An 11,517-nucleotide genomic window follows, 5' to 3' on the forward strand; every position below is an offset into this window, starting at 1 on the left:
TTTTACTCATAAAATTATCCCGCTCCTTCAAGTTAGGTATAGTATAGCGGGTTTTTTCCATAGAAAAAACCCCGAAAGGGGTACTTTTTTAAAGTGTCCGCTTTTCGGGGTTCAGTTCACGTATGAGAGTCGTTTTTTCATTCGGAAGGCGGTTGCAAAATGGAACTCTATTCTAATTTGAAAGAAGGCGAAAAAGGGGCTTGGCTCAGTATTTGGACATACATCTTGCTAAGTGCCGTGAAATTAATTATTGGTTATATCGGATCTTCAGAAGCATTAAAAGCCGATGGCCTGAATAATACGACCGACATTATTGCATCCATCGCAATTTTAGTCGGTTTACGGATTGCCCAAAAACCGCCAGATGCCGACCACCAATATGGTCATATGCGCGCTGAAACAGTTGCGTCTCTTGTCGCCGCATTCATTATGGCGTTCGTCGGTTTTCAAATATTACTAAGCGCAGGAAAATCAATCATCAATCCGGTCAAAGCATCCCCTTCAATGCTGACCGCAGTCGTCGCGATTTTAAGTGCGCTCGTGATGTATTTGGTTTACCGATATAACTTGAACCTTTCAAAAAGAATCGGCAGTGAAGCAGTTCGTGCAGCAGCCTACGATAATCGTTCGGATGCTCTTGTCAGTGTTGGAACGGCAATCGGAATTTTTGGCGCTGTTATTGGATTCCCGATTATTGATTCAATAACGGCTTTCATTATCGGTCTTTTAGTTATTCTCACAGCTTGGAAGATTTTTTACCCAAGCGTCCATACGCTGACTGATGGTTTTGACGAAGAAGACGTGGAAAAACTATCTCAATTAGTTCGTCGTGTGGATGGCGTTATCAAACTCAGGGAAATCAAAGGCCGCATGCACGGCAATTTAATGTTTGTTGATCTTACTGTAACGGTGAACCCAAAACTCAACGTAGTTCAAAGCCACCGGATCACCGAAGAAATTGAACGGAAAATCGGCGCAAAGAAACCGCATTCGGTAATTCTCGTTCATATTGAACCTGATTTGACAAATTGACATTACTTCCATAACTCGCTAATATAATTAATAATATAAAGGAATGAGGTGAAGTCGTATGAATACTTTCAATATGCCTATTGTAAAAGATTTGATTGGACACATACCTTCGCCTGGTACGTTTATTTCCTAAACATTTTTCTGTTACTTTGCGAATGAACCGTGGCGTCCAATCAGGATGTCACGGTTTTCATTTGCAAAAAACAGGAGGAATTATAATTGATTACACTAAAAGAATATGGTTGGAATAATGCCCATGAAATAAATTGGGAAGAAATAAATAATGAAAAATGCGTTCCAGGACGTGTCACGCTTGAACATAAAAAAATGTATCGCGTAATCACCACTCAAGGTGAATGGTTATCCGTATGTTCTGGATCTATGCAATACGAAGCTACTGAGCGCCGAGACTTCCCCGCTGTCGGCGATTGGGTGGCAGTCGAGAAGATGCCCGGGGAAGAACGCGGAATTATCCATACGATTTTACCAAGAACATCCCTTTTTTCTAGAAAAGTCGCCGGGATGACAATTGCCGAACAAATTATCGCCGTCAATATCGATATCGTCTTCCTTGTCATGTCGATGAACAATGATTTCAATGCAAGAAGACTTGAACGATATCTTGTAGCTGCATATGATTCCGGTGCGACTCCAGTTATCGTCTTGACGAAAAAAGACGTCTGCGATAATCCATCCTTTTATATTGAAGAAGCACAAAGCATCGCACTAGGGGCAGAAATATTCGCGGTAAGTAATGTGACAGGCGAAGGAATCGATGAACTAACCGCTTTGCTAGAAAACAATAAAACGGCTGCTCTTTTAGGCTCATCAGGTGTTGGAAAGTCGTCACTCACAAACGCAATTCTCGGAAGTGAAATGATGGCCGTACAAGGCATTCGTGAAGACGACGACAAAGGTCGACATACAACTACCCACCGTGAACTCGTCAAAATTCCGACAGGCGGCATTCTAATTGACACGCCTGGTATGAGGGAATTTCAATTATGGGATAATAATGAAAGCCTCGATTCGGGATTTAAAGACATCAATGATTTATCAAACCAATGTAAATTCAATGACTGCCAACATAACAACGAACCCGGCTGCGCCGTTCAAGATGCGCTTTCCACAGGAGAATTAGCCGAAGATCGATATAGCAGCTATTTGAAACTGCAAAAAGAATTAGCGTTCCTCGAAAGAAAAATGGACCGCGCCGCCCAAGTGGAAGAAAGAAACAAGTGGAAAAAAATCACGAAAAGCATGCGACACCATCCATCAAAGAAAGATAAATAAAACTAACGAAAAAAGTGGGGAATCACAATGCAGTGATTCTCCACTTTTCTCTATATACTGACCGTCCAATTGGGTGTCCCGTGACATCTATTAAAACAATGACACAACCTCTTCACACCTTGCATATAACCAGCAATACTCGGTGAAGAATAATTTACTTGCTTCAGCATTCACTTTATAATCAAAGATGTAATTATATAAGTAGGGGTTGATTAAATGCAAAAGCGGCTAGAAAACGGGCTGATATTCATCACAATCGTATCTTTAGTTGCCACTTTGGGGTCATTATACTTCTCTCAAATACGCGGATTTGAGCCTTGCACACTTTGCTGGTACCAGCGAATTTTGATGTATCCTATCATACTCATTGCAGGTATTGGCCTTTTTCAAAAAAACGCGAATATCGCATTAACAACAGCAGTTTTTGCGTTTACCGGCGGAAGTATTTCACTCTATCATTATGGAATTCAAAAACTCGCATTCCTAAGCGATAGCGCGCCTGCATGCGGACTTGTTCCATGCACAGGCCAATATATCAATTACTTGGGATTCATTACAATTCCATTTCTCGCATTAATTGCATTTTTACTCATCGCAATAACAAGCCTTTTCATGATGAAATGGCAAAAGGAGACGAAATAAATTGAAAAAGTTATTAGTCATCGGCGGCATCATCGTCGCTATCTTTATTCTCATTGTTGTTCTATCCAACAAATCGAATGAAACAAAACTGAAAGATAATCCTTACGGCACGGACAAACTAGAACAATCAACCGTTAACCTAATCGGCAATGAAAACTACAATAATATTATTTTGCCTGACGATTTGGCCGAGAAGATAAACTCAGGTGATCCTGTAACAGCATACTTTTTCAGTCCTGAATGCTCTTACTGCATAGAAATGACACCTGTTCTTATGCCAATAGCAAAAGAGATGGACGTAACTGTTTACCAGTACAACTTACTGGAGTTCAATCCACAAGCATCTTCTTACGGTATTACATCGACACCTACACTTGTTCACTTTAGGGATGGAAAAGAAGTCGGGAGAATGGTCGGAGCTCAACCAGCAGAAAATATTCGTGCATTTTTCACTGAATATGAATCAGATTGAGTTACTTTGGAAGGATGAAATTTTATGAGCTCATTTAAATATACAACCACAGAAGAAGGTTCGACGATTGAACGTCTTCTCCGCGAACAATGGCAAGCTGGAAAAAAGACAGTCCACCTTATGCGAATGGCCAAAAGTGTAACCGGAACTGACGGTGAGCCAATTGATTGGCGCACACCTCTCGCCGCGGGAACTGAATTAACTTTCACCGTTCCCGATGCCCGTTCTACGTATGTTCCAGAAGAAAAGGAACTACAAATCCTGTTCGAAGATGAACATATTATTGCAGTTAATAAACGCGCAGGAATTACAACTCATCCCGATGGATCAGGTCAAAACGGCACTTTGATGAACTTTGTCATGGCTTATGTTGCCGATCAAGGCGGAGAGTACGCTGAGCATATCCATCGACTCGATAAAGGAACTTCCGGTGTATTACTCATCGCTAAGCATGCGATTGCGAAGGCTCTATTTGATCGGGTGATTGAGCGCAATGAAATCGTTCGGATATATCAAGCGGAAGTAGACGGCCAACTAAAAAGACCAAAAGGGACAATCAAACTTCCAATCGGACGAGATCGTCACCACCCGGCAAAACGTATTGTTTCGCTTTCCGGCCAATCAGCGGTGACGCATTTCCGTGTGATTGAACGCAAAGCAGATTCAACAATCGTGGAAGCAGAGCTTGAAACAGGACGCACACACCAAATCCGAGTGCATCTCGCACATCTTGGACATCCCGTAGTTGGCGACACGCTTTACGGTGGTAGTCAAACAACCGACGGCGAGTTCCGATTAACAGCAACTGGATTATCGTTCATCCATCCATTTACTAAGGAAAAAATTAATATTGAACAATAAAAAATGCCCGGGAGAGCTTTCTCCTAGGCATTTTCTTATCTTAAAAATCTTCTGGATTTGATCCAACACGCTCATTCAAGTTTAGTCCATTAATCTTATTCATTTCTTCTTCAGTTAATTCGAAATCGGCAACATCGATATTTTCATCGATTCGCTGCGGTGTGACCGATTTGGGAATAACGATTAAGTCACTTTGTAAATGCCAACGAATAATGACCTGCGCAGACGTTTTCCCATATTTAATTCCTATGCTCTCTAGATTCGGATCGTATAATAACTCCCCGCCTCTTGCCAATGGCGACCAAGAAGTAACTGCAATATTATTTTCAGCGCAAAATTGTCGTAAAGGTTCTTGTGTCAATCTTGGATGAACTTCAACCTGATTGACCATCGGACGAATATTTGCTTTCGCAAAAACTTTTTCTAAATGGTGGATATGATGATTCGAAACACCAGTTGTACGGATTAATTTTTCATCATATAAACGTTCAATCGCTTTATACGTTTCAACAAAACTACCTTTCACCGGCCAATGGGTTAAATACAAATCCAAATAATCGAGTTCCAACCTTTCCAAGGAAGCTTCAAATGCGCGCAATGTTTCATCGTAACCTTGATCGGTATTCCAAACTTTAGATGTGATAAATAAATCTTCCCTTGGAATACCCGAAAGGCGAATCGCTTCTCCAGTTTCCTTTTCATTTCCATAAACAGCCGCCGTGTCAATTGCACGATATCCTGTTTTTATAGCATGGGTAATTGCTTCAACCGTTTCTTCGGGATTTTCCATTTTATAAACGCCAAGTCCCAGTCGCGGCATTTCAACCCCGTTTGCAAGTAATTTTGTATCGTTGTAGACATTCACTAGACATCCCTCCCCTTTATTTATACGCCTTTAATTATACAAGCGGGAAATCTTTTTGACTATGAATTACATTTTCACTTGAAATTACAGCAAAAAACGAATACTATTGATAACGGACTTAAAATCGTTCGTGTTTTGAAAGGAGAATTATTGTGTTCCACTTAAAAGATCAAAAAACAACTGTCAAAACTGAAATCGTTGCCGGTATGACAACTTTTTTAACGATGGCATATATAATTATAGTCAACCCGATAATACTCGCAGATGCAGGCGTCCCCTTCGACCAAGTGTTTCTCGCGACAATTATCTCTGCAGCAGTCGGTACGCTATGGATGGCACTGTTCGCTAATTACCCAATTGCGATAGCACCCGGCATGGGTTTGAATGCTTATTTCACTTCTGTAGTCCTGGCTTCAAATGGAAATTTAGATTATATGACCGCATTCTCCGCTGTTTTTATTGCCGGTATTTTATTCGTTATCTTATCTTTAACACCTTTTCGGGAAAAACTTATTAAGTCCATACCTGAAAATTTGAAGCATGGCATCACTGCCGGAATTGGTTTATTCATTGCTTTTATTGGATTAAAACTTTCCAAGATTGTCACCAGCCACGAAACAAATCTGGTGCAATTAGGAGATCTCACTTCTCCCCCGGTATTATTGGCATTGTTTGGTCTGATGGTCACTGTCGTTCTAATGACGTTAAATGTCTATGGTTCAATCTTTATTGGTATGATCTTGACAGGAATTTTAGCCGTCTTTACAGGTCAACTAAAATTTACAGGTGGCTTGTGGGATATACCTTCATTACCCGAAGGCATTCTTGTCTGGAACCCTGTTACTGCAATAAATGATGTCATTTCCCACGGTCTTTACGGTGTCGTGTTCGCGTTTTTAATTGTCACACTGTTTGATACAACTGGAACAATGATCGGCGTTGCCAAGCAAGCTGGCCTTATGAGAGGAAACACATTGCCGCGTGCACGTCACGCCCTGCTCGCTGACTCCGTTGCGACTTCTGTTGGAGCTATGTTCGGAACAAGTCCTACCTCCGCTTACATTGAATCCTCATCTGGTGTAGCTGTAGGTGGTCGTACCGGTTTGACAACATTAACCGTTGGAATTTTATTTTTGGTTGCAGCATTCTTCGGACCTTTAGTTAGCACTTTATCGGGTGTGTCCGCAATTACTGCGCCTGCATTAATTATTGTCGGGAGCTTGATGATAAGCGTTGTTAAAGAAATTGACTGGGATTCATTTGACGAAGCCTTTCCTGCATTTCTAATCATATTGACAATGCCGCTGACATCGAGCATCGCAACTGGGATTGCGCTTGGATTCATTTCTTATCCGTTACTAAAAGTTGTCAAAGGAAAGTGGAGAGAAGTTCCAGTTCTTTTATATATTTTTGCAGTCCTGTTTTTGTATCAGTTACTATTTTTGCCACATTAAGTATGGTGATATAAGATTATTTTTGGTGGGGATTTCAATTTTCGATAATATAGGGTATACTTTAAAATAGATACAAATGAGTTTACAGGAGGTATTCATAATGAAACTTATTTTAGTTTTAGGTGTGTGCTTTGCATTCCTATCTGCAATTCTTACAGGTGGATACGAGGACAAGCCTGGTACGAAACAAAAATCTAAAAAAGGCCACCAGCCTACATGAATAAATGGGACTCGCCATATTGGCGGTCCCATTTTTTTAATGTAAATTTGGAAATGATTGTTGTCGCAATGCTTCATAAACTAATATAGCCGCCGTGTTCGATAAATTAAGTGCTCGAATATGATCATTCATTGGAATGCGAAGGCAGCGCTCTTCATTTTCTCTAATAATTTCTTCGGGCAATCCAGTCGTTTCTTTGCCAAAAACAAAGAATATATCCGCTGAAGTTTCCGAGTAATCAAAGGATGTATACGGCTTTTTTCCAAACTTCGTAATGAAGTAAAATTGCGCCTCTGGATACTGATCAAACATCTCATAAATTCCATCATGGTAAGTTACATCCACATGACTCCAGTAGTCTAACCCCGCTCTTTTCAACATTTTATCCTCTGTCGAAAACCCGAGCGGTTTGATTAAATGAAGCTTAGCTCCGGTTCCAGCACAAGTCCTTGCGATATTTCCCGTATTTGCCGGGATAGCTGGTTCAAATAATGCGACATGTATTGCCATTTCAGCACTTCCTTAACTTTGTGGATTTTCAATCTTTCTTTTTGCAATCGCTTTTTGCAGTTCTTCGATTACAGACGGATCTTCTTCTTTTTCAAGCGCCTGGCGAATACCCTCGTAACTTTTCTCCGTTCCGATTTCGCCTAATGCCCAGGCAATCGTTCCGCGCATCATCGGCCGTTGATCATTTAACAACATGTCGATAAGCTCAGGGACAGATGCTTCTTCTTTGAAGTGTGCCAGTGCAATAACGGCATTTCTTTGAATAGGGTTTTTACCGCGCCAAGAACCAGCTACATTTCCAAATCTCTCTTTAAACTGGCGATTTGATAAGCGAAGGATTGGTTGTAAAAGCGGTTTCGCTAGTTCTGGATCGGGATGAAAAGCCCGTTGATGCAAGTTGTGTTTTTTCCGGTTCTTAGGACAAACTGTTTGGCAAGTATCACAGCCATATACACGATTGCCTATCTTAGCACGGAACTCTTCTGGAATCGGTGTTTTCGTTTGTGTAAGAAAAGCAATACAACGTTTTGCATCAAGTTGTCCTCCTTGGATAAGAGCACCTGTCGGACAAGCATCAAGACATAGTGTACACTCCCCGCACTCGTCTTCCATTGGCTGATCCGGTGCAAATGGAATATTCGTGATCATTTCCCCGAGATAAACATAAGAACCGAACTCCGGAGTTATAATTGAACAGTTTTTTGCAGACCAGCCGATACCTGCACGCTCGGCGACTGCCCTGTCAACCAGTTCTCCTGTATCAACCATTGAACGGAGCTTCGCGGATGGCACATGTTCAATGATGAAATCCTCAAGCAATTTTAACCTTTCACGAAGAACAATATGGTAATCCGTTCCCCATGAAGCACGACAAAAAATGCCTCGGCGTCCACCTTTTTTTCCTCTAGGCGAGTTTTCCATCCGGGATGGGTAAGCGATAGCTATAGAAATTATGCTCTCGGCCTGGTCTAAGAGAAGTGCAGGTTCCGTCCGTTTATCTATATCTTTCTCCTCAAAACCCGATTGATAACCGAGCTCCTGTTGACGAACTAAACGATTTTTTAATTCGCGAAACGGTGCTGCTGTCGTAAAACCAATTTTATCGATGCCGATTGAATTGGCATAATTTATTACTTCTTGTTGTAATTCGAGTGTATTCATTTGAAAACACCTCCTCTATGGTAAAATTAATATATATTTAAATAAAGGGTGATGACATTGAAGTTAAATTTAGATCCTGCAGTTTTGGAAATCGTACCTGCCTTTAAATTGGGCCTTAACCATTATACCAAAATTACCGTCGCAGAATCTCCTCAAATGCTAAAAGGTCGCTTACAATTATTTCAAGAACTTCTTTTCTTCGACCTTGACGACAAACCAGTGACCGATTTTCCAGGCATTAAGGAATGGCGCGAAGTCTGGAAATCATTCGGCGCCAATCCAAGTAGGCATCGCCATTCCACCGAAGCGCTTATGCGTAGAATCGCAAAACAAAACTATTTGAGTTCATTTCACTCTGCGGTTGATTTAAATAATTTTTTCTCATTGCAATACGAAATCCCGGTCGGTATTTACGACGCCGATAAGATTATCGGGAATGTCACACTGACCATCGGTAACAAAGACAGCGGATACGATGGACTAAATGGTCGTTTTAATTCTCTAGAGAACATTTTAGTCTTGTCGGACGATGAAGGTCCCTTTGGCAGCCCCTACATCGATTCTGCCCGTACTGCGGTAACAGAAGAGACGACCAATGCTCTTCACGTCTTCTTCCTTCGTCCGTCAATGGATTCAACCGAAGCGCTCCAATTAACAACCGCATCTGGTAAAATGTTTACGGAGATTAGTGGCGGTGATGTTCAGGCTTTTGTATTACATGAAGATCAACCTTCGATTACAATAGAAGAATAGTGAAAAGACTGGGACCCCAACCCTCAACAGCGTCTGCCTGGTCCCAAGACCTTAAAAATCGCTTCTAACGCATTTGATGGTTAGAGGCGATTTCTTGCTCTCTTAGTATCTATTTTCACCTTCAGCAACCCTCTCCCACGGCTCACGATAAATTTCCTCATAAATCTTTATAACAATCAAAAAAGACACAACCGAAGTTGTGTCTTTTTCTTCTTAATACCCGAGGCCGGACTTGAACCGGCACGCCTCGCGGCATCGCATTTTGAGTGCGACGTGTCTGCCATTCCACCACTCGGGCGAAGAAAAGATATATAGTTATTAAGTAAAAAAAATCAAATTGGAGGCGGCAACCGGAATCGAACCGGTGGTAAGGGTGTTGCAGACCCGTGCCTTACCGCTTGGCTATGCCGCCAGTATAATATTGGAGCGGAAGACGGGATTCGAACCCGCGACCCCGACCTTGGCAAGGTCGTATTCTACCGCTGAACTACTTCCGCAAAACTGGGGTAGCTGGATTCGAACCAACGAATAACGGAGTCAAAGTCCGTTGCCTTACCGCTTGGCTATACCCCAAAAATAAAAAGGGCGGCTGAGGGGAATCGAACCCCCGAATGTCGGAACCACAATCCGATGCGTTAACCACTTCGCCACAACCGCCATAATGGTAGCTATTACTTAAATGGGGCGGCTGAGGGGAATCGAACCCCCGAGTGTCGGAACCACAATCCGATGCGTTAACCACTTCGCCACAACCGCCATTATGATAGGTTTGCTTTAAAAATAACAGGGGTAGTAGGATTCGAACCCACACCAAAGGTTTTGGAGACCTTGATTCTACCATTAAACTATACCCCTAAAAATAAATACTTGATGAAAAATGGTGGTGGGGGACGGATTCGAACCGCCGAACCCTGAGGGAGCGGATTTACAGTCCGCCGCGTTTAGCCACTTCGCTACCCCACCAATATGAATAAACTTAAAAATGGTGGCTCAGGACGGAATCGAACCGCCGACACAAGGATTTTCAGTCCTTTGCTCTACCGACTGAGCTACTGAGCCATACAAAATATGTGTTGCTGTTTTAAAATATAACTGGCGGTCCCGACGGGAATCGAACCCGCGATCTCCTGCGTGACAGGCAGGCATGTTAACCGCTACACCACGGGACCATTTGGTTGCGGGGACAGGATTTGAACCTGTGACCTTCGGATTATGAGCCCGACGAGCTACCACTGCTCCACCCCGCGACAATATTATTAGATTAACTTACAAAAATCATATGGTGGAGGATGACGGGCTCGAACCGCCGACCCCCTGCTTGTAAGGCAGGTGCTCTCCCAGCTGAGCTAATCCTCCGTTGGAATGTTGGAACCTTTTTCCGGCAAGTGCTATTTTCGATAAATTCCTCAAAAATATGCCTCACTATCAAAACTTTGTTTTGATCAGTGATTTAAGGTAGTAATTTGAACGCGCACTTCGCGTTCAAATTACTTTAATGACCCCTACGGGATTCGAACCCGTGATACCGCCGTGAAAGGGCGGTGTCTTAACCGCTTGACCAAGGGGCCGTGATAATAATACTTGAAACCAAGAGCCTTATATATGGTATAAACTGGCGGAGAGCAAGGGATTTGAACCCTTGAGACAGCGCAAACCGCCTACACGATTTCCAATCGTGCTCCTTCGGCCACTCGGACAGCTCTCCAATTGGCTCCGCAGGTAGGATTCGAACCTACGACCGATCGGTTAACAGCCGATTGCTCTACCACTGAGCTACTGCGGAATAATACTAGTCATTTTTTATCGTTATGCACTAATTACATTGCAAAACTGCAGCCTAGCAACGTCCTACTCTTGCAGGGGGAAGCCCCCAACTACCATCGGCGCTGAAGAGCTTAACTTCCGTGTTCGGTATGGGAACGGGTGTGACCTCTTCGCTATCGTCACTAGACTCTTTTCACACGACAAGACTTATTATATCAAGTCTGTAAAATATTTCAAGCCTTTTTTAAAGTTTTTTAACTTTATTCGCTCAAAACCGGATAAAATGTACATTATTGTTCACAAATCAGGGTCAATCAAACCCTTTTAACTAAATAGGTTAAGTCCTCGATCAATTAGTATCCGTCAGCTGCGTACGTCGCCGCACTTACACCCCGGACCTATCAACCTCATCTTCTCTGAGGGATCTTACTTACTTGCGTAATGGGAAATCTCATCTTGAAGGGGGCTTCATGCTTAGATGCTTTCAGCA

Annotated in this window: 10 protein-coding genes, 15 tRNA genes and 2 rRNA genes; 7 read left to right on the forward strand and 20 right to left on the reverse strand. The window is 42.4% G+C overall.

All coding sequences use genetic code 11. The annotated features are described in order from the left end of the window. Positions 1-159: 159 nt before the first annotated feature. From G8782_RS18100 to G8782_RS18120, 5 genes are all read left to right on the forward strand, one after another. Positions 160-1,032 (forward strand): cation diffusion facilitator family transporter, encoded by an 873-nt coding sequence (locus G8782_RS18100; protein ID WP_172373881.1) that lies wholly within the window; start codon positions 160-162, stop codon positions 1,030-1,032. 222 nt (positions 1,033-1,254) lie between these two features. Then, positions 1,255-2,325 carry a ribosome small subunit-dependent GTPase A gene (rsgA, locus tag G8782_RS18105; RefSeq protein ID WP_425505506.1) on the forward strand — a complete coding sequence of 357 codons (1,071 nt, stop codon included), beginning with the start codon at positions 1,255-1,257 and terminating at the stop codon, positions 2,323-2,325. Positions 2,326-2,541: 216 nt separating this feature from the next. Further along, positions 2,542-2,967, forward strand: coding sequence for a disulfide oxidoreductase (locus G8782_RS18110; protein WP_172373885.1), 426 nt, complete (start codon positions 2,542-2,544; stop codon positions 2,965-2,967). 1 nt (position 2,968) lies between these two features. After that, positions 2,969-3,439 (forward strand): thioredoxin family protein, encoded by a 471-nt coding sequence (locus tag G8782_RS18115; protein WP_172373887.1) that lies wholly within the window; start codon positions 2,969-2,971, stop codon positions 3,437-3,439. A gap of 24 nt (positions 3,440-3,463) precedes the next feature. Further along, positions 3,464-4,300 carry an RluA family pseudouridine synthase gene (locus G8782_RS18120; RefSeq protein WP_172373889.1) on the forward strand — a complete coding sequence of 279 codons (837 nt, stop codon included), beginning with the start codon at positions 3,464-3,466 and terminating at the stop codon, positions 4,298-4,300. Between the two features lie 40 nt (positions 4,301-4,340). On the opposite strand, the gene G8782_RS18125 is transcribed toward G8782_RS18120, so the two are convergent. Beyond that, the gene (locus G8782_RS18125) at positions 4,341-5,120 is read right to left on the reverse strand and encodes an aldo/keto reductase (protein ID WP_172373894.1); all 780 of its coding nucleotides are present in this window, start codon (positions 5,118-5,120) and stop codon (positions 4,341-4,343) included. A gap of 197 nt (positions 5,121-5,317) precedes the next feature. Between G8782_RS18125 and G8782_RS18130 the strand changes: the two genes are divergently transcribed. Next, the gene (locus tag G8782_RS18130; RefSeq protein ID WP_172373890.1) at positions 5,318-6,619 is read left to right on the forward strand and encodes an NCS2 family permease; all 1,302 of its coding nucleotides are present in this window, start codon (positions 5,318-5,320) and stop codon (positions 6,617-6,619) included. A gap of 256 nt (positions 6,620-6,875) precedes the next feature. On the opposite strand, the gene trmL is transcribed toward G8782_RS18130, so the two are convergent. Both trmL and queG read right to left on the reverse strand, forming a co-directional pair. Further along, positions 6,876-7,349 carry a tRNA (uridine(34)/cytosine(34)/5-carboxymethylaminomethyluridine(34)-2'-O)-methyltransferase TrmL gene (gene trmL, locus G8782_RS18135; RefSeq protein WP_172373891.1) on the reverse strand — a complete coding sequence of 158 codons (474 nt, stop codon included), beginning with the start codon at positions 7,347-7,349 and terminating at the stop codon, positions 6,876-6,878. A gap of 12 nt (positions 7,350-7,361) precedes the next feature. Beyond that, positions 7,362-8,510, reverse strand: a complete 1,149-nt coding sequence (queG, locus tag G8782_RS18140) for a tRNA epoxyqueuosine(34) reductase QueG (RefSeq protein WP_172373892.1) — start codon at positions 8,508-8,510, stop codon at positions 7,362-7,364. A 57-nt stretch (positions 8,511-8,567) separates the two neighbouring features. Here queG and G8782_RS18145 point away from each other — a divergent pair, with 57 nt between their 5' ends. Then, entirely contained in the window at positions 8,568-9,263 is a 696-nt protein-coding gene (locus tag G8782_RS18145; protein WP_172373893.1) for a B3/B4 domain-containing protein, read from the forward strand. A gap of 217 nt (positions 9,264-9,480) precedes the next feature. Here G8782_RS18145 and G8782_RS18150 read toward each other — a convergent pair. The 17 genes from G8782_RS18150 to G8782_RS18230 form a co-directional block, all read right to left on the reverse strand. Next, positions 9,481-9,561, reverse strand: a tRNA-Leu gene (locus G8782_RS18150). Positions 9,562-9,601: 40 nt separating this feature from the next. Further along, positions 9,602-9,675: transfer RNA gene (locus G8782_RS18155), tRNA-Cys, on the reverse strand. Between the two features lie 10 nt (positions 9,676-9,685). Then, positions 9,686-9,760: transfer RNA gene (locus G8782_RS18160), tRNA-Gly, on the reverse strand. A 4-nt stretch (positions 9,761-9,764) separates the two neighbouring features. Next, positions 9,765-9,836: transfer RNA gene (locus G8782_RS18165), tRNA-Gln, on the reverse strand. Positions 9,837-9,847: 11 nt separating this feature from the next. Then, positions 9,848-9,920 (reverse strand) — tRNA-His (locus tag G8782_RS18170). A 23-nt stretch (positions 9,921-9,943) separates the two neighbouring features. Next, positions 9,944-10,019 (reverse strand) — tRNA-His (locus G8782_RS18175). Positions 10,020-10,047: 28 nt separating this feature from the next. Further along, positions 10,048-10,118 (reverse strand) — tRNA-Trp (locus G8782_RS18180). 23 nt (positions 10,119-10,141) lie between these two features. Next, positions 10,142-10,226: transfer RNA gene (locus tag G8782_RS18185), tRNA-Tyr, on the reverse strand. Positions 10,227-10,246: 20 nt separating this feature from the next. After that, positions 10,247-10,322 (reverse strand) — tRNA-Phe (locus G8782_RS18190). 34 nt (positions 10,323-10,356) lie between these two features. Continuing rightward, positions 10,357-10,432 (reverse strand) — tRNA-Asp (locus G8782_RS18195). Between the two features lie 3 nt (positions 10,433-10,435). Then, positions 10,436-10,510 (reverse strand) — tRNA-Met (locus G8782_RS18200). Between the two features lie 33 nt (positions 10,511-10,543). Further along, a tRNA-Val gene (locus G8782_RS18205) sits at positions 10,544-10,619 on the reverse strand. 140 nt (positions 10,620-10,759) lie between these two features. Then, positions 10,760-10,831, reverse strand: a tRNA-Glu gene (locus tag G8782_RS18210). Positions 10,832-10,876: 45 nt separating this feature from the next. Then, positions 10,877-10,968, reverse strand: a tRNA-Ser gene (locus G8782_RS18215). A gap of 3 nt (positions 10,969-10,971) precedes the next feature. Further along, positions 10,972-11,046 (reverse strand) — tRNA-Asn (locus G8782_RS18220). Positions 11,047-11,098: 52 nt separating this feature from the next. Further along, a 5S ribosomal RNA gene (gene rrf / locus G8782_RS18225) occupies positions 11,099-11,214 on the reverse strand. Between the two features lie 146 nt (positions 11,215-11,360). Continuing rightward, positions 11,361-11,517: ribosomal RNA gene (locus G8782_RS18230) — 23S ribosomal RNA — on the reverse strand; the annotation flags it as partial.

It is taken from the genome of Sporosarcina jiandibaonis, assembly GCF_013184495.1.
Lineage (GTDB): Bacteria > Bacillota > Bacilli > Bacillales_A > Planococcaceae > Sporosarcina > Sporosarcina jiandibaonis.